We start from the raw sequence: 18,091 nt of genomic DNA, 5'->3' as shown, positions 1-18,091 counted from the left end.
GCACCGTGACCACCACCGCGCCTAACGACGCATTGGTTGGTCAGGCACCGCTGACCACCTCGATCACTGGTGTAACCGGCGGCAACTACGAAAACCTCGTAGCCGACAAAACACCAGTCAGCACCACCGTGACTGACACCGTCGACACCACCAACCTGTCGCTCAGCGCCACCGATTCTGTGGCCGAGGGCGGTTCGATCGTTTACACCGCCACCCTGACCAACGCTGCTGGCTCGCCAGTCACCGTGACCCTGAGCAACGGCTCGGTGATCACCATCGAGGCCGGTAAAACCACTGGCACCGTGACAGTTCCAGCGCCGGCTGATGACGTTTACAAAGATGCCGGCAAGGTCGAGGCAACCATTTCGACTGCCACCGGCGGCAACTTCGAAAACCTGGTACCGAGCACTGTTCCGGCCGTGACCAGCGTCACTGACACCATCGACACCACGTCGGTGAAACTGAGCGCCACCGGCACCGCAGCAGAAGGCGGCACCGTCACTTACACCGCCACCGTGGGCGCGCCAGTGACCGGCTCGCCAGTCGTCGTGACCTTGGCCAACGGTCAAAACATCACCATCGAAGTGGGTAAAACCACCGGCACTGTCACCACGACTGCGCCAAACGATGCGCTGACCGGTCATGCGCCACTGACCAATGCAATCACTGACGTAACCGGCGGCAACTACGAAGACCTCGTAGCCGACAAAACCCCGGTCAGCACCACGGTGACTGACACCATCGACACCACCAATCTGTCGCTGACTGCGACCGGCACAGTGGCCGAGGGCGGTTCGATCGTTTACACCGCGACCTTGACCAACGCCGCTGGCTCGCCAGTCACCGTGACCCTGAGCAACGGCTCGGTGATCACCATCGAAGCCGGCAAAACCACGGGCACCGTGACTGTTCCAGCGCCGGCTGACGACGTCTACAAAGACGCTGGCACCGTGCAGGCAACCATCACCGGCACCAGCGGCGGCAGCTTCGAAAACCTGGTGACCAGCAACACACCAGCCGTGACCAACGTTACCGACACCATCGACACGACCACTGTCAGCATCACCGGCAGCACCTCGGTAACCGAAGGCCAGACCGCCAGCTACACCGTCAGCCTGACCCACCCGGCGCAAACTGAAGTGACCCTGAAAATCGTTTACAGCGGCACCGCTGCCGACGGTTCGGACTTCACCGGTGTGTACACCGTGAAGATCCCGGCGGGCGCCAGCAGTGCGCAGTTCAACGTCGCGACCATCGATGACAAGATCACCGAAGGCACCGAGAACTTCGTGGTCAAGATCGACTCGGCCACTGGCGGCAACTTCGAGAACCTCGCCGTCAGTAGCACCAATGGCAGCGTCAGCACCTCGATCATCGACAACGATGCACCGCCGGTTCTCGATCTGGACGCCAACAACTCCAGCGGCGCGACCGGTGCCGACTACAAGGTGACCTTCACCGAAAACACTCCGGGTGCGGGCGTGTCGATTGCCGACACCGACATCAGCATCACCGATCCGGACAGCACCCTGCTGACGGGCGCGACCGTCACTCTGACCAACCGTCAGGACGGCGATGCGCTGAACCTGGGCAACAGCGTCAACGGCATCACCATCAATGCCAACAGCACCAACGGCACCGTTACCCTGACCTTGTCGGGCAACGCGACGCTGGCCGACTACATGCAGGCGATCAAGAACATCAGCTTCACCAACAACAGTGAAGACCCAAGCACCGTGCCGCGGATCATCACCGTGAAGGTGACCGATGGCGGCAACTACTCCAACACCGCGACCACCACGGTTAACGTGGTGGCAGTCAATGATGCGCCGGTAGCGGCACCGGTCAACGTCACCGGCACCGAAGACACGCCGCTGATCCTCGGCTGGTCGACCTTTGGTGTCACCGACGTCGACAGCCCGGCCAGCAGCCTGGGCGTGAAAATCACTCAGTTGCCGGGTGAAGGCAAACTGCAGTATCTGGACGGCTCGACCTGGAAAGACGTCGCCACCAACCAGACCTTCAGCAAGGCCGACATCGACGCTGGCAAACTGCGTTTCATGCCGGATGCCAACGAGTCGGGCGTGAACGGTTACGGCGGCACCGGTGTGGGCAATAACCAGGCGGACTACGCACAGATCAAGTTCCAGCCAACCGACGGCCAACTGCTGGGCAACACCGGCACCGTAAAAATCGACATCACGCCGGTGGCCGATGCCCCGACCGTGAGCGTGGCCGACAACAGCGTGAAGTCCACCGGGCTGATCAAGGAAGTCTGGACCGGCCTGTCGGGCCTGGGCACCAATGGCAACGGCGCCGATTCGACCACGTTGAAAAACGTGATCGACGGCGCGGGCACACCGAACTCCAGCGGCACCGTGACCAATGTGCAGTCCGACGGCAGTGTAGCCGCCGGTACCGCCTCGAAAACATCCGGCCTGATCTATCTGGAAGCGGGCAAGACCTACACCTTCAGCGGTGTCGGCGATGACAGCTTGCTGGTGACCATCGGCGGTAAAAACGTGGCAGCCACGACGTGGGGCGCGGGCGGCAACCTCAACGGTTCGTTCACCCCGACCACCAGCGGTTACTACACCCTGGACATCTACCACCACAACCAGAACGGTCCAGGCAGCTACGACGTCAACCTGTCGGTCAACGGCGGCACGGCGATCGACCTGAGCAGCGCTGGCGTGCCGATCTACACCGGCGTGCAGGACTTGATCAACTCCGGCGTGACCGTCTCCGATCTGCACGGTACCAACGGCGAAGGCTATTACGACGGCTTCAAGCTCAACACTGGTGCCGAAGGCACCACGGTCAAACTGTCGGCGGTCTCCACTGCGCTGACCGACACCGATGGTTCGGAAACCCTGAGCGTGAAGATCAGCGGCGCACCGGTCGGCTCGGTGCTCAGCGATGGCGCGGGCCATACCTTTACCGTCACGGCGACCAGCGGCGATGCCAACGTCACTGGCTGGAATCTCGGCAGCCTGACCGTCACGCCACCGCCGTACTACAACGGCCAGTTCAACCTGACCGTGACCTCGACGTCCACCGAACAGGTCGGCGGCTCGGCGAGCAGCACGGCAACCATTCCGGTCACCGTGGTGCCGGCGGTCTACAACGCCATCGTCGCCACTTCGGCCGATGACACCGTCACCGGTACCGATGGCAACGACATCATCGTTGCCGACATCGGCGGTCTGACCGTCGTGCCGGGCACCAACTACAACATCGCATTCATGGTCGACAGCTCCGGCAGTATGAGCACCTCGTCCATCAACGCGGCCAAGGACTCGCTGACATCGGTGTTCAACACCCTCAAGCAAAGCCTGGGCGGCAGCAATTCGGGCACGGTGAACATCTTCCTGGTGGACTTCGATACCCAGGTCAACAAATCGGTGTCGGTGAACCTCAATGACCCGAACGCCCTGACCAAGCTCAAGGCCGTGCTGGACTCGATGACGTCCGGCGGCGGCACCAACTACGAGGACGTGTTCAAGACCACGGCCAACTTCTTCCAGAGCGCTGAAGCGGTGGCCAACACCGGGGCGAAAAACCTCACGTACTTCATCACCGATGGCCAGCCGACCTACTATCAGAACGGCGAGCAGACCAACCCGACGCTGTATGGCAGCGTTAAGCTCGACAGCGTGGTGACGACCAGCAACTACAAGCTGGGCGACACCTTCAGCACTTACATCGATAACACCCACTACCTGAGCATCAACAGCGCCGGCAGCGTGGTATTGCAGACGTACAAGAATGGCAGTTGGAACTGGAGCAGTCTGGGCACTATTCACGCTCAGGGCGACGGTACCTATGAGCTGTCGAGCCTGGCCGGCACCGGCAACAGCACCGACTCGTCGACCACCAGCAACTCCAACAGTAGCTTCACGCTGCTCAGCGGTCTGTCGAACGTCGAGGCCATCGGTATCAACAGCGGCGTCAGCCTCAACGATCTGAAGCCGTACGACTCAGACCACACGCCGCAAACCAACATCGATCCGAAGGACCTGGCCAACTCGATCATCGGCCACACCGAAGCGACGATGCCGGGCAACGACACTGTCAGCGGCGGCAACGGCAACGACATCCTGTTCGGCGATCTGGTGAGTTTCAACGGCATTGCCGGCGAGGGTTATCAGGCGATGCAGGCGTTCGTGGCCAAGGAAACCGGCGTCGACGTCAGCAAAGTCACCACCAGCAATGTGCACCAGTACATCACCGAGCACTATCAGGCGTTCGATGTGTCCGGTGCGCATGACGGCAACGACACCCTGCTGGGCGGCGCGGGCAATGACATTCTGTTCGGCTCGGGCGGCAACGACTTGCTCGACGGCGGTAAAGGCAATGACATTCTGCTCGGTGGCACCGGCAACGACACGCTGATCGGTGGGCAGGGCAACGACATCCTGATCGGTGGTTCCGGTGCCGACACCTTCGTCTGGAAGGCGGGCGACACCGGCAACGACGTGATCAAGGACTTCAAGGCCAGCGAAGGTGACCGCATCGACCTGCGTGACCTGTTGCAGGGCGAAACCGGCAGCACCATCGACAACTTCCTGAAGATCACCACGGTCGATGGCGTGTCGTCGCTGCAAGTCAGCTCGGGCGGCAAGTTCAACTCGGGCGATACAGCCGCCGCAACGCCGGACGTGACGATCAAACTGGAAGGCAACAACTGGTCCAGCGCCAACATTCACAACCTGATTGCCGGTAGCGATCCGACCATCAAAGTCGACCACAACAACAGCTGATCCGTGAACAAAACGGCCGCCCCAATGGGGCGGCCGTCACGTTTGTGCTGTCCGGACCGGTGACGATTGCGTCGCCGCACCGCATACTCGCGTGCGGTTGGCTATGCTGCTGACAGCATGACGCGGGTTCATTTCTGAGGGATGCTCAATGTTTTACGTGCAACGCGATGCGCAAGGCCAGTTGATTCGCGTGGAAGCCACGGCCTACGCCGAGGCCACGGAAACGCTGCCCGCCGACCACCACGAAATCCAGGCGTGGTACGCCAACGAAGCCGTGGAAAACAGCCTCAAACAGCTCAAGCAGAGCGACTTTGAAATGATTCGGGTACTCGACGACCTGATTCAGGTGCTGACCCAGAAAGGCGTGATCCGCGTCACCGACCTGCCCCCGGCGGCCCAGGCCAAACTGATGGACCGGACCCAGGCGCGTGAGGCGTTGGGCGGGTTGAGTCAGTTGATTGACGAGGATGAGGGCGGGTTGATCTGAAGACTCAATCTTCAGGCCCATCCGCGAGCAAACCCGCTCCCACAGGGGAACGGGTCAACAACTCAAATCCCCCGTGGGGGCGGGCTTGCTCGCGAAAGCGGCATCCGTGACGCCGCCAAACTAAAAGATCACCGCCAAGGCTTGGGCTCACCCAAAAACTGCCCCTGTACCCCATACAGCCCCATCTCGCGAATCACCGCCAACTCCCCTTCAGTCTCCACACGCTCGGCAATCAGCGGCAGATCAATGCTGTGCGCCGCACGCTGGATCGCCTCGATGAACAAGCGCTTGTCACTCTCCTGATCGATCGCACGAATGTAGCTGCCATCGATCTTCAAGTACGCCAGCCCCAGCCGCGCCAGGTTGCCGATCATGCTGAAGCGCCCGCCGAAACGCTGCAGACTCAAGGAGAAACCAAGCTCGCGCAGACGCCGGGTCAACTGTTCCAGTACGGCTTGCTCCGGCAATTGCTCTTCGCCTATTTCCAGGGTCAGACGCTCCCCCAGATTGGAATGAGCCCGTAAAATCTCGAAGACTTTGTTCAACGCCTGCGGATCGGCCAACGTCGCGGACGACAGGTTCAGCGCCAGCGAATCCTCATGCTCCATCATCTGCTCAAGCACGCGTTCGAGCATCAGGCGATCCAGTCGCGCGGTCCAGCCAAAACGCTCCAGCCACGGCAGGAAACGCCCGGCCGCAATAGTCTGCCCCTGATCATCAAGCAACCGCGACAGCACTTTGTAGTGCAGCACAAACTGCGTGTCTTCAGCGGCCACTACCGGTTGGAAGAACAGCTCGAAACGCCGCTGATTCAATGCCTGATCGAGCAAACGGTGCCAGGCGTGGTGATCGTCGCCAACGTCAGCCGTGAAGCTGTGATCGATACACGCCCAGTTCTGCTCGCCCTGCCCCTCGGCCTGCGCCAGCGCCTGATCGCCAAGGCTGAGCACGGCTTGCGGCGAATCGCCGTGGGCAAACGGCGCCAGACCAATCGACGCCACCGCCGCGACATCGGTAGCCCCCGTGGTATGCAAGCTGCCCAGCGCGGCATCAAGGCTTTGCGCCAGTTGCAGCGCTTCCTCACGGACCAGCCCCGGCGCCAGCACGGCGAATTCACCGCCGCGAATGCGGGTGACGAGGTTCTGGGTTTCCGGGTATCTGGCGCACTCGCGGGAGAGTTGCTCGCCAACCGCTTTCAGCAACTCATCAGTGCGCTGGCCGCCAAGGCGCTGATTCAGCCCGGCCAGGTCCTTGACCCGCAATAACAGCAAGTAACCGGAGCTGGCCTGCTCCGGGTTACTCACCCGATTGTTCAACTGCATCTCGAAATAGCGCCGGTTGGCCAGCCCCGTGAGGTTGTCCTGATAGGACTCTGCACGCAGTTTTTCACTGCGCTCGGCCTGTTCCTGAAACAGCGCCTTGAGCTTCTCGACCATCTGGTTCATGGCCAGCACCACGCGCCGCAACTCGGGTGTGCGCGGTAGCTGCGGCAGGATGAGAAATTCGCGCCGGGCAATCGCATGGGACTGCTGGACCATGTAATCCAGCGGTTTCAATTGCCGGCGCAGCAACAGCGCGCCGAGTACGGCACTGACGGCACCGCAGATCAGCAACCAGCCAAGACTGCCCAGCGCGCTCTGCCACAGCTTGGCGAGGGCGAACATCGGGTGACTGACCACTTCAACTCTTGCCGCCTGCTCCCAACCACGACTGACCAGCGCATCACCGCCAGCGGGCTCCAGACCAATCAGTTTGACGAACCAATCGGGCACGTTGGTAACGGCAGGGATGCCGCTGCGCTCAACGATGGTCTTGTCGGTCTTCAGATCAACCACGCGGATGCTCGCGTAATAGCCGCTGTCGAAAATCGAACTGACCAGCAACTCGACCATCGCCGGATCGTCGATATTAGGCGTCAATGACAACGCCAGCGCCGTCGCCGCGTCCTGAGCGTGGGAGCGCAACTGGTTGACGTACTGGGTGCGCGAGCTCTCCAGACTGACCATGAAGCTGCCGGTGAAGGCGACCACCAGGAACAGACAGATAGCGATCAACAGCTGTTTGAACAAAGACATCTGAGCGCGTGCTCCTAGTTAATCGTTTCGACCGGGAAACCTTCGGCCTGCATTTTTTTCAGCACATCCTGCCAGCGCGACAGGCGTTTGGTGTCGCCGACCTTTTTGTTGCCCTTGGCCCCCGGCAAATACAGACCTTCGGCATTGAAAGAATAGACCGGCAGCAAATCGGTCCGTTGGGACGCAGGCTGGATCGAATCGATCAGACTGTCGAGCACCAGCGGCATGGCGTCGGGCGTGGAATAGTAAGTCAGCACCATGTGCGCGCGGTTCTGGCGCAGTGCCTTGACGTAAGTGATGCGCAGTTTGTCGCTGGAAACGCCCAGGTGGCGCAGACTGAAATACTTGGCGATCGCGTAGTCTTCACAATCGCCGGCGCCCTTCCACAGCGCCTCAATCGGGGTTTCCCAATAGTCGACCTCGTGCCACAGGTCGATGTCTTCGACATAGCGCACCTGTTTGTTGAAAAACAGATTCACCACCTTGAGCTTGTCCATTTCGCTGACCTGTTTCTGCGTCGCCAGCAGATTTTGCCAGGCATCAATCCGCTGCTGCCCTGCGCCCAGCGGTCCATAGAGTGCCGTAGCCTTGCGGCTGATCGCCGAAAAATCCCAATCGGCATGCAGACCGCCCAGCATGAGGCCGGCCAGCAGCAGTGCGCAGCCTAACCAGCGCAACGTGCGGGGGATCACGAAACGTACCGCCACAGCAGGTTTCCAGGAGGCAGGAATGAAAGCGTTTGATGGTGAAGCTTAGCCGGGGAAAAAACAATGGCACCATGAGATCATCCACGACGCGCTAAACTTCAAATGTGACGGAGATCCTCTACACGGTTTGACAACCTGTAGAGCAATCTCTAGTGTCATTTGGATCCAAATTCAGTCGACATACAGGGTGCGTAGTCGTGACTCAGAAGCCCAAACCGCTGCAGAGCATCAAAGTCGATGGGCCGATTCCCGCTCACTTGGCTCGCTCGACGATCGAAGAAACCCTGCGTGCCGCCATCCTTGATGGTCGTCTACCGTGTGGCACAGCCCTACGCCAGCAGGATCTCGCTGATCTGTTCGGTGTCAGCCGCATGCCGGTGCGCGAAGCTTTGCGCCAGCTCGAGGCGCAGGCACTGCTGAGCGTTACCACGCACAAAGGTGCCGTGGTGGCCCCGCTGATTCAGGGTGATGCCGCGCAAACCTACGAGTTGCGCATTCTGCTCGAGTCCGAAGCCATGCGTCAGTCGATTCCACTGCTGACCGACGCTGATCACGCACAGGCAGCCCGTTACATCGAAGCGTTAGAGGCTCAACACGATTACACGGAAATCGGCCAGCTCAACCGCCTGTTCCACATGGCGTTGTACTGCAAGGCGCCCAACCAGCGGCTGTTGCGTCTGGTGGAGGACGGGCTCAACGAAGAGGAGCGCTTCCTGCGTTTCAACCTCGACGCCATGGGCCTGGGCAAACTGTCTCAGGACGACCATCGCGCCATGCTGCAAGCGGTGATCGAGCGTGATGTCGAACGCTCGATCGCTCTGCTCGAACAGCACCTCAACCGTGGTGTCGATGTCATCACCGAGTATCTCGCCAGTTCTGCCGCGCAAAACCGCAAAGCCACACGTTGATCCCTGCACGCCGGGCTCAGACTTGCAGGTCTGCCCGGCGAATAACCCGCTTACAAATCCTCCGCGCACCGGCCACAAATACGCTGGCATCCATACCCCTTCGCTCTAACCTCCCTGCGTCAATCAGCCCGAAACTTGCACCCCTGCGGTGAAGAATCGGTAATAGCCGTGGCGGCCATTTACCCTCACTCTTGAACGGCCAACCCAAAAAGAACGGGCGACGCACCGCACCGCCGGCGCAGTCCCCGCAACAGGAACCTACGGAAGGAGCCTTGTCACGGGAAAAGGAAAGAATCGGCGCCCGTCATCGCCCACTTTCATCCCTTCAAATAACTTAAATCTCTTCATCACAAAGTTGCTTCGAGTGAGGCATTCACTCTGTACATTTCATTTTGGCCTTTATTGTCCGAAAGGAGCAACTTCGCCCCAATAAAACTTATTCAAATAGTTTTATCGGGCACACTCATACTTGAAAAAACGACAACTAAAAATAATTAAAATTAGACTTGTTAATTTGTTTGGCGTTGTATTAGTTTTTCCTCGCCGAGCTTGAACTTCCCGCCCCAGTGGGGCGCAGACCAACCTTACAAGTAAAGGGATGGCAACGCCCAGTCCGGCTGCCGCGCAGTTCTAGACATACATCAATCCAACTTCATTGATTTGTATGAGGCTGCCGTACGCCTGGAAAAAGAATAACAAGCCGCTGTTCCATTGATTGCGCAGTTGAAAGAGCTGTCCCATTTCACATCAAGGATAAAGGCCCGTCATGTCTCAAATAAAGCACCAACTTGCCCAGAAGAAAGCCGAACTTAGCGTTCACCCCATCTTTGGCGAAATCGACTCATTGAGTACCTTGCAACGTTTCATGGAAACCCATGTGTTTGCCGTGTGGGATTTCATGTCGCTGACCAAACGCCTGCAACAGGAACTGACTTGCACCCGTCTGCCCTGGCTGCCACCGCGTGATCCCCATGCCGCACGTCTGATCAATGAAATTGTCCTCGGTGAAGAATCCGACGACTGCCTGAGCCATGGTCATTACAGCCATTTCGAGTTGTATCTGGATGCGATGCGCGAAGTCGGTGCGAGTACCTCGGCTGTGGAACGCTTCGTCGCGCTGCAGCAAGAAGGCGTGAGCTATGACGTGGCACTGCAGAGCATCGAGATCGATCCGGCCGCCGCGCAGTTTGTCCGCGACACGTTACGCATTGCCCTGCATGCGCCGGGACACAGCGTGGCCGCTGCGTTTCTGCATGGCCGCGAAAGTGTGATCCCGACCATGTTCCAGCGCATCCTCGATGACTGGGGCATCGGCATCGAACAGGCGCCGACCTTCCGCTACTACCTGGAGCGGCACATCGAAGTCGACTCCGAGGATCACGGCCCGGCGGCGGAACAGCTTCTTGAAAGGCTCGTCGACGGCGACCCGCAGCGAGAAAGCGAGGTTTACGCCAGCGCCATTGCCGCCGTCGAAAGCCGCATCGCACTGTGGGACGGCCTGCGCCTGAGCATGCGTGAACCGTTGGCGGAGGTGGCCCGATGAATGCCGCCGATTACCAATCTTTCGCCGAGGCGTGGGAGAGCCGCGCAACCATCCGGACCCGCCCGCGACGGGTACTGGAGGACGACCAGCGCCTGATCTATCCGCTCAGCCGCCAACCGCTGGTGCTCTGCGACACCTTCCTGCGCGAATGTCCGCAACAGCGTGATTTCGCCTTGGTGCAGACGCTGTACAAGTTCATCAACGACGTGGTGATCTTCGAAACCGAAATCGTCGACAAGACCGCCCGCAGCATCGCCAAGAACCGTTTCGCCGTGCCCTTCCCGTATGCCTGTCGTTACGACGCGATGACCGTGGTGGTGGACGAGGATTACCACGCACTGGTGGCGATGGATTTCATGCAGCAAACGGTGGCCATGACCGGCATCGAGCCGATTCAGTTGCCCGATGAAATCGAGCTGAGCCGGGCGATTCCGGCTGCCGTTGCGCTGGCACCTGAGCACCTGCGCAGCGCCGTGGAATTGATCTGCGTGGCCATCGCGGAAAACACCGTGACCGGTGACGTCGCGGCGTTCGCCCGGGACGACACGGTCAAGCCATCGATCAAGGGCCTGATGGCCGACCACTTGCTCGACGAGGGTCGCCATTCAAGTTTCTGGGCGCGGATGGTGCGCATCTATTGGCACACCGCAGGCCAGGCAGATCGCGAAACCATCGCGCAGATTCTGCCGGTGTTCATCGAACATTACCTGACCAACGACATCCAGAAATCCTTCGACCTGCGCCTGATCGATGCACTGCCGGTCAACGACGCCACGCGCCACTCGCTCAAGAGCGAAATGGCCGGACTGGCCTTTCCGATCAATCGCCACCACCCCTTGGTCGGCAACATCGTGAAGTTCTTCCACAACAGCTCGCTGCTCGACACGCCGTGTGTCCAGCACGCCCTGCACGACTATCTGGTTTGAAGAGGAGGCCGACATGAAACGTCTCGACATTTTGCTGATTGGCACAAGCCAGGCCATGGCTGACCTGGCGGTGGAGCTTGAACAACACGGGCATACATTGCGGCGCAACGGCGCAGCGAAATCGACGGTGGATTTGATCATCGACGATGGCTTCATTGCAGCCGGCGATCTCTGCGCCATTCCACACCTGCATCTGCGCCTGGGTGTCGATGCACAAGGCAGTGCAGGTTTGCCGACACTCGACCTGCTGTGCTTTCTCGGCTCGTCACTGATCAGCCGCACGCCGATAGCGGATGAGCCTTCAGGCAATGGCCAATCACTGCGCCAAAGGGCCCTGGCGCATGTGGTCGACGAGGTGGCATTGCTGGTCAGCCGCTTCTCCCGTGATGAGTCATATTTCCAACAGGTTGCGTGTGTTGCTGCGCCAGACTTTGAACAGGTGCAAAACCTGCTGTTCCTCGACAGCCTGGCCTACGTTCATCGCCTCAACGCCACAGCGCACCCGGCGCTGCTGCAACAGGCACAGACTCCGCTGATCGAAGGCCTGCAACAGAGCCTGATCCGCCACGCCGAACGCCCGGCGCTACACGTCGCCGAGCAGTCGATCAGCTACCGTCAGTTGCACGCTCACAGCCGGGCGATTCAACAGCGCTTGCAGCCGCTGCTCGACCAGCATCCGCAACCGTGGGTGGTCGGCATTTGCCTGCCGAAAAGCCCTGCACTGTTTGCCTCGATACTGGCGATTCTCGGCAGCGGCGCGGTGTACTTGCCGCTGGAGCCGAGCCATCCGTTGCAGCGCCAGCAATACATCCTGGAAAACGCGGGTGCCTTGCTGTTGTTGCATGACGGTGAACATCCGCTGAGCGAAACCATGCCGGGGCTGAATGTCAGCCATATCGACAGTACAGACGCCGATCTCGGTCGCCCCCTGATGCGCCAGCGCCCGGAACTCGACGCACCGTGCATGGCGCTCTACACCTCGGGGACCACCGGGCATCCGAAGGGTGTGCTGCTCAGTCAGGCGAATCTCGCGCACTTCACCGCGTGGTACGCCGACTACACGCAACTGCAGGCCGAGAGTCGGGTGTTGCAGTTTTCTTCGCTGAGCTTCGATTCCTCGCTGATCGATATTTTCCCGACCCTGCTCGAAGGCGCCGAACTGGTGGTGCCCAATGACACGCAACGGCGTGATCCGCTGCAACTGGTCGCACTCATCCGTCGTCGGCAACTGACCCACGCGTTTCTGCCGCCGGCGCTACTGAGCATCCTGCCGCTGGAGCAACTGCAAAGCGTGCAGCAGGTGATGACCGGCGGCGATGTCTGTGAGCCGTTCGTCATCGAGCAACTGACCCGCCAGGGCACACTGCACAATCTCTATGGCCCCACCGAAGCCACCGTGCTGATCACCGCTCGCCAGCTCAAACCCGGCGACAGCAATCGAACCCTCGGCGCACCGATCGCCAATAGCCAAGTGCTGATTCTTGATGACGATCTGCAACCGGTGGCCGAGCACACCGTGGGCGAACTGTTCATCGTCGGTCCCGGCGTCTGCCTCGGTTACCTGAACAATCCAGAGCAGACTGCCGAGCGCTACTTGACCCTGAATCTGCCGGATGGCCAGCCGTTGCGCGCCTACCGCAGCGGCGACATGGCCAAGTGGGGCGAGCACGGTATCGAGCTGTGCGGGCGGCGCGACAATCAAGTGAAGATCCGCGGTTTCCGGGTCGAGCCGGAAGAGATCGAACGTTGCCTGCGCGAGAGTCAGCTGTACCGACAAATCGCCGTGGTGATCGACAGTCAGCGGCGGATTCTGGCGTTTCTCGCCCAGCCTCAATCGGACGCCGCACGTGAAGCGCTGAAGGCCCACGCCCAGCAGTTTCTGCCCGACTACATGCAACCGGTGGCGTGGACTGAGCTGCCGAGCATGCCGTTCGCCAGCAACGGCAAGGTCGACCGCAAAGCGCTGCTCGATCTGCCGGTGAGCGTCCAGGACAGCGGCCCGAAATGCCTGCCGGCGAATGCCGACGAAGCCCTGCTGCTGGAGATCTGGGCGCAACTGCTGGAGCTGCCGCCCGGTGATATTTGCACCGACGAAAGCTTCTTCAATCTCGGTGGGCACTCGATTTTGCTTTCGCGGATGTTGCTGCGCTTGCGTGAGGAGTTCGGCCGCAGCATCTCGATCAACCGCTTCATCGAACGGCCAACCATCATCAAACTGGCGACGCTGGTGCGTGGCAGCGATGCCAGCACCGTGCTCAGCGCTCTGGCCATGGCCGATGCCGAACGAGCGCTGGAGATCGAGCCATTGCCGATCAGCCGCATGGGCGATGTGCACAAGGTGATCGTCACCGGCGCCAACAGTTTCGTCGGCGTACATATTGTCGAGGCGCTGCTCGGTTGGGGCGCGAGCGAAGTGGCGTGTCTGGTGCGTGATGGCGGCGGGTTAACGGCGGAGCAGCGCTTTGCACAATCGTTGCGCGAGAACCGTCTCGAACACCTGGATCTGAGTCGAGTGCGCGTCTACGCGGCAGATATCTCTCGACCGCAACTGGGATTGGCTGACGACGATTATCAACGCCTTGATCGCGAGTTCGGCGCACTGGTGCACAACGCCGCCAACGTCAATCACGTACTCGATTACGAGTCGCTGGCGGCGGACAACGTCGAGCCGATTTTCGCCTTGCTGCGCCTGTGTGAGGGGCGCAGCAAAAAGATCTTCAATTTCGTCTCGACGCTGTCGGCCTCAAGCACGGTCGATGACGCCGGCCGGGTCCTGGAACTGCCCGCCGCGCCAACGCCACCGATCTACATTCGCAACGGCTACAACCTGTCGAAATGGGTCGGTGAACGTATCCTCGAACGGGCGCGCACGCTCGGGGTTCAGGTCAATCTGTATCGCCCCGGCAATATCAGCTTCAACAGCCTGAGCGGTGTCTGCCAGCCGCACAAAAACCGCTTGATGCTGATGCTCAAAGGCTCACTCCAACTCGGTCAGGTGCCGGCCTTCGCGCTGAATTTCGACTTGATGCCGGTGGACTTTCTCGCCCGTTTCATCGCCTTCCACGCCAGCCGTTATTCGGCGCAGCGCGCGGTGTTCAACCTGCACAACCCCGAGCCTTTGAGCTGGGACGCCTATGTCGATTCGTTTCGCGAAACCGGCAATGAGTTCTCGCTGGTCAGCGTCGCGGACTGGCAGCAGCAACTGGGGCGAGTCGATGCCGACAACGCGCTGTTCGGTGTGCTCGGTTTCTACCTCAACGGCTTCGAGGAAGACATCGGCGACATCTCCCTGATCGGCCATGCCAACGCCGAGGCCGGCGTGCAGCAAATGGGCGCGCACTACCCGGAAAAATCCCCGGCGCTGCTGCGTCGCGGCTGCGATTACCTGAAAGAAATCAACTTCATCTAGTTCATCAAAAAGGAGCAACACCATGAGCACTCTGCAACCGGACACCCTGATCAAAAACCCGCACGGCTGCCACGTCGTCTCTTCAGTGGAAGTGCCGGCCGACGCTGCACACGTCTGGGCGGTGGTCGGCAACTTCGGCGGTTTCGACCGGTTCATTCCGGCGCTGTCGCACATCGAAATGACCGGCGAGGGCGTGGCTTCGCTGCGCAAGAAATGCTTCAAGGATGGCAACGTGGTGGTTGAACAACTCAACTCCCGCGATGAACAGGCACGGTGCATGACCTGGACGACGATCTACAACACCTTGGGCGTGGCCAATCTGTGGGCAGCGATGAATGTGGAATCGCTGGGCGAAGGCAAGTCGCGGGCGACCTGGACGATCATTGCCGAGCCTGCCAGTGGGGGGGCCGAAGCCCTGCCGGGGTTCAAGGAGTTTGTGCAGGGGTTTGCCGATGATGCGATGGGGAATGTTTTGAAGCTGTTTGTTTAAGGCTTTGGTTTAGCGGTGACTGAACTACCGCTATCGCGAGCAAGCCCGCGTCCACAGGATCTTGGTCTTACACAAATATTGTGTGCGCCAAAAACTGTGGAAGCGGGCTTGCTCGCGAAGAACGATAACGCGATCTGACTTCAGGTCAGATTTTGAAACTGTCGACCAACTGCTTCAACCGGTTCGCCTGCTGCGACAACGCATCACAATCCTTCAACGTCTCGTTGAGGTTGGCCACGCTCTGCTGATTCAACAGGTTGATCTGGTTAACGTCGACGTTGAGGGTTTCCACCACCGCGGTCTGCTCTTCGGTGGCGGCGGCCACTGACTGGTTCATACCGTCGATTTCACCGATACGCTGGGTGACGCTGACCAGGCGCAGACCGGCCTGGTTGGCCACTTCAACACTCTGCTCGCTGGACGCCTGACTGGCGTTCATGGTGCTCACCGCTTCACGCGAACCGACCTGCAGGGAAGTGATCATCTTGTGGATCTCTTCCGCCGATTCCTGAGTGCGATGGGCAAGGTTACGCACTTCGTCCGCCACTACCGCAAAACCACGACCGGCTTCACCGGCACGCGCCGCTTCGATGGCGGCATTGAGCGCCAGCAAATTAGTCTGCTGCGATATGCCTTTGATCACATCGAGGATGTGGCCGATGTTGTCGGTGCTGGCATTCAGGGTTTCGATCTGAGTGCACGACAGGCTGATCTTCTGCGACAACTCTGTCATTGCCAGAATGGTTTGCTCCACCACTTGACGGCCATCATCAGCCTGCTCGCTGGCACCGCTGGCGTGCTGCGAGGCGTCGGCGGCGTTACGGGCGATTTCCTGCGTGGCGGCGCCCAACTCGTTAATCGCCGCGGCCACGCTGTTGGTACGCGCACTCTGCTCATCGGAGCCGACAATCGAGGCATTGGACGATGCCATCACCCGTTGCGACAGATCATGCACATGGCGAGTGGCCGAAGACACTTCGGAAATCGACGCGTGAATCCGCTCCACGAACTGGTTGAAGGCACTGCCCAGTTCACCGAATTCATCTTTGCTCTCGACCACCAGACGCCGGGTCAAATCGCCTTCGCCCTGGGCGATGTCCTGCATTGCACGGCCCATGGTGGTCAGCGGGCGCATCAACACGTTGATCAAAAGGCTCAGCAGAAGAGCAATGGCACCCACGGCAACGAACATCGCGATCAACGCCGAAGTACGGAACTGGCTGAGTGCGGCGTAGGCTTTGTCGTGATCGATCGACAGACCGATGTACCACTCGGCATTCGGCAGATCATTGACCGGGGTGAACGACAGGATGCGTTCCTGGCCGTTGAGCACCACGTTCTGGTTGCCCTTCTCGATGCGCACGCTGGAGTTGGGGTAGATGTCCTTGAGGTTCTTCATCACCTGATCTTTATCCGGGCTGACGATCACCTGACCGTCGGCGCTGACCAGGAACGCATGACCCAAACCACCGAAGTCCACCGAGTTGATGATCTTCACCAAGGTTTCCAGACTCAGATCACCACCGACCACGCCGAGCAGTTCACCGTTCTTTTTCACCGGCATGGCGATGGTCACCACCAGACCGCCGACGGCGGCCATATAGGGCGGCGTCAGCATGGTTTTGTCGGCGACCATTGCTTGCTTGTACCAGGGGCGCTGCCGCGGATCGTAACTGTCCGGCATCTTCGCGTCAGGGCGTTGAGTGAACACACCGTTGGCCTGACCGACATAGGTGAACTGGAAGTTAGAGGTGAAGGCCGGTTGATCAACCAGCCCCGGAAAATCAGCGTCCTTGCCCTGATGGGCAACGTTCTGCGCGAGGTTCTCCAGAACCAGAATCCGCCCGCTCATCCAGTTCTGCACGCTGCTGGCAGTCAGATCGCCCGCTTGCTGCACGGAAGACTGCAGGTTCTGGCGAATGGTATTTCGCTGAAGATAGTCGTTATAGAGGGTGAACAGCGCGAACGCCAGGACCACGACGCCCGAGGCGGCCAGCAGGATTTTATGGCTGAACTTGAGATTCATTTCATGGGACTTCTTATGACAAATGTGGGGATGCGTTCCGGGATGCAACATTCCATGTAACAGCGTAAGCAGCGTTCTACTGCCTGCTCTACTTTGGTGCACGCATGTCTCACCAGTCTGTCGGCACGTTTCGCAGAAATCTTAGGGCTTTGCACGAAATGGACGTCACTTCTGCCAGATTCCCGCCGAACGGTGATCCAGAGCCTGTGTCGCGGAAGGTTTTCTGACCACTACTCGAGCGCCAGGCACACTGAACAAATGATGATTGCAGTGTTCGGTGTTTTGATTGGGGGGTTCGCCAGTGACTAGCGTTATACCAGGTGGCGCAAATGGCAGGTTCGATACATCAGCAAAGCTCATAAAGCGGGAAGCCCTGAAACGAGAAAACCCCTGACTGCGTTAGCAGACAGGGGTCTCGGAATTCAATCTTGACGATGACCTACTCTCACATGGGGAAACCCCACACTACCATCGGCGATGCATCGTTTCACTGCTGAGTTCGGGATGGGATCAGGTGGTTCCAACGCTCTATGGTCGTCAAGAAATTCTGTATCTGGCCCGTCAACACGGTAACGAGCCAGCAAAAATGGGTACTTCTACTAAAACAAAACCCCAACTGCTTTCGCAATCGGGGTTTCGGAATTTAATCTTGACGATGACCTACTCTCACATGGGGAAACCCCACACTACCATCGGCGATGCATCGTTTCACTGCTGAGTTCGGGATGGGATCAGGTGGTTCCAACGCTCTATGGTC

At 59.6% G+C, this 18,091-nt stretch carries 9 protein-coding genes, 2 rRNA genes and 2 pseudogenes; 7 read left to right on the top strand and 6 right to left on the bottom strand.

The window, feature by feature from the left end; translation table 11 throughout:
• Both AACY18_RS27310 and AACY18_RS27305 read left to right on the top strand, forming a co-directional pair.
• Positions 1-4,763, top strand: a pseudogene (locus AACY18_RS27310) (LapA family giant adhesin); the annotation flags it as partial.
• Between the two features lie 148 nt (positions 4,764-4,911).
• Entirely contained in the window at positions 4,912-5,250 is a 339-nt protein-coding gene (locus AACY18_RS27305) for a tryptophan synthase subunit beta (protein ID WP_339434186.1), read from the top strand.
• Positions 5,251-5,378: 128 nt separating this feature from the next.
• Here AACY18_RS27305 and lapD read toward each other — a convergent pair whose 3' ends face one another.
• Both lapD and lapG read right to left on the bottom strand, forming a co-directional pair.
• Positions 5,379-7,325 (bottom strand): cyclic di-GMP receptor LapD, encoded by a 1,947-nt coding sequence (gene lapD / locus AACY18_RS27300; RefSeq protein ID WP_339434187.1) that lies wholly within the window; start codon positions 7,323-7,325, stop codon positions 5,379-5,381.
• A gap of 14 nt (positions 7,326-7,339) precedes the next feature.
• Entirely contained in the window at positions 7,340-8,032 is a 693-nt protein-coding gene (gene lapG / locus AACY18_RS27295) for a cysteine protease LapG (protein WP_339434188.1), read from the bottom strand.
• A 197-nt stretch (positions 8,033-8,229) separates the two neighbouring features.
• On the opposite strand from lapG, the gene AACY18_RS27290 reads away from it, so the two are divergent.
• The 5 genes from AACY18_RS27290 to AACY18_RS27270 all read left to right on the top strand — a co-directional run bounded on the left by AACY18_RS27290 (position 8,230) and on the right by AACY18_RS27270 (position 15,308).
• Positions 8,230-8,940 carry a GntR family transcriptional regulator gene (locus tag AACY18_RS27290; RefSeq protein ID WP_339434189.1) on the top strand — a complete coding sequence of 237 codons (711 nt, stop codon included), beginning with the start codon at positions 8,230-8,232 and terminating at the stop codon, positions 8,938-8,940.
• A gap of 766 nt (positions 8,941-9,706) precedes the next feature.
• The gene (locus tag AACY18_RS27285) at positions 9,707-10,483 is read left to right on the top strand and encodes a DUF3050 domain-containing protein (RefSeq protein WP_339434190.1); all 777 of its coding nucleotides are present in this window, start codon (positions 9,707-9,709) and stop codon (positions 10,481-10,483) included.
• Positions 10,480-11,409 (top strand): diiron oxygenase, encoded by a 930-nt coding sequence (locus tag AACY18_RS27280; RefSeq protein ID WP_339434191.1) that lies wholly within the window; start codon positions 10,480-10,482, stop codon positions 11,407-11,409. The genes AACY18_RS27285 and AACY18_RS27280 overlap by 4 nt, the downstream gene beginning before the upstream one ends.
• A gap of 13 nt (positions 11,410-11,422) precedes the next feature.
• Positions 11,423-14,818 (top strand): amino acid adenylation domain-containing protein, encoded by a 3,396-nt coding sequence (locus AACY18_RS27275; RefSeq protein ID WP_339434192.1) that lies wholly within the window; start codon positions 11,423-11,425, stop codon positions 14,816-14,818.
• A 22-nt stretch (positions 14,819-14,840) separates the two neighbouring features.
• The gene (locus tag AACY18_RS27270) at positions 14,841-15,308 is read left to right on the top strand and encodes an SRPBCC family protein (protein ID WP_339434193.1); all 468 of its coding nucleotides are present in this window, start codon (positions 14,841-14,843) and stop codon (positions 15,306-15,308) included.
• A gap of 145 nt (positions 15,309-15,453) precedes the next feature.
• On the opposite strand, the gene AACY18_RS28235 is transcribed toward AACY18_RS27270, so the two are convergent.
• The 4 genes and pseudogenes from AACY18_RS28235 to rrf (AACY18_RS27255) form a co-directional block, all read right to left on the bottom strand.
• Positions 15,454-16,239, bottom strand: coding sequence for a methyl-accepting chemotaxis protein (locus AACY18_RS28235; protein WP_371857642.1), 786 nt, complete (start codon positions 16,237-16,239; stop codon positions 15,454-15,456).
• Positions 16,240-16,308: 69 nt separating this feature from the next.
• A pseudogene (locus tag AACY18_RS28230) lies at positions 16,309-17,334 on the bottom strand (HAMP domain-containing protein); the annotation flags it as partial.
• A 426-nt stretch (positions 17,335-17,760) separates the two neighbouring features.
• A 5S ribosomal RNA gene (rrf, locus tag AACY18_RS27260) occupies positions 17,761-17,876 on the bottom strand.
• A gap of 105 nt (positions 17,877-17,981) precedes the next feature.
• Positions 17,982-18,091 (bottom strand): 5S ribosomal RNA (gene rrf, locus AACY18_RS27255); the annotation flags it as partial.

Origin of the sequence: Pseudomonas sp. EA_65y_Pfl2_P74, assembly GCF_963970575.1 — a bacterium.
GTDB classification, from domain to species: domain Bacteria; phylum Pseudomonadota; class Gammaproteobacteria; order Pseudomonadales; family Pseudomonadaceae; genus Aquipseudomonas; species Aquipseudomonas baetica_A.
The sequence above is the reverse complement of the archived record's forward strand: the minus strand, read 5'-3'. Positions and strand labels throughout refer to the sequence as shown.

Bases quoted from the DNA above. Each gene is read 5' to 3' on its own strand.
- AACY18_RS28235 (WP_371857642.1), bottom strand. From the start codon at position 16,239: ATGGCATCGTCCAATGCCTCGATTGTCGGCTCCGATGAGCAGAGTGCG.
- AACY18_RS27275 (WP_339434192.1), top strand. From the start codon at position 11,423: ATGAAACGTCTCGACATTTTGCTGATTGGCACAAGCCAGGCCATGGCT.
- AACY18_RS27270 (WP_339434193.1), top strand. From the start codon at position 14,841: ATGAGCACTCTGCAACCGGACACCCTGATCAAAAACCCGCACGGCTGC.
- lapD (WP_339434187.1), bottom strand. From the start codon at position 7,325: ATGTCTTTGTTCAAACAGCTGTTGATCGCTATCTGTCTGTTCCTGGTG.
- AACY18_RS27305 (WP_339434186.1), top strand. From the start codon at position 4,912: ATGTTTTACGTGCAACGCGATGCGCAAGGCCAGTTGATTCGCGTGGAA.
- AACY18_RS27285 (WP_339434190.1), top strand. From the start codon at position 9,707: ATGTCTCAAATAAAGCACCAACTTGCCCAGAAGAAAGCCGAACTTAGC.
- AACY18_RS27280 (WP_339434191.1), top strand. From the start codon at position 10,480: ATGAATGCCGCCGATTACCAATCTTTCGCCGAGGCGTGGGAGAGCCGC.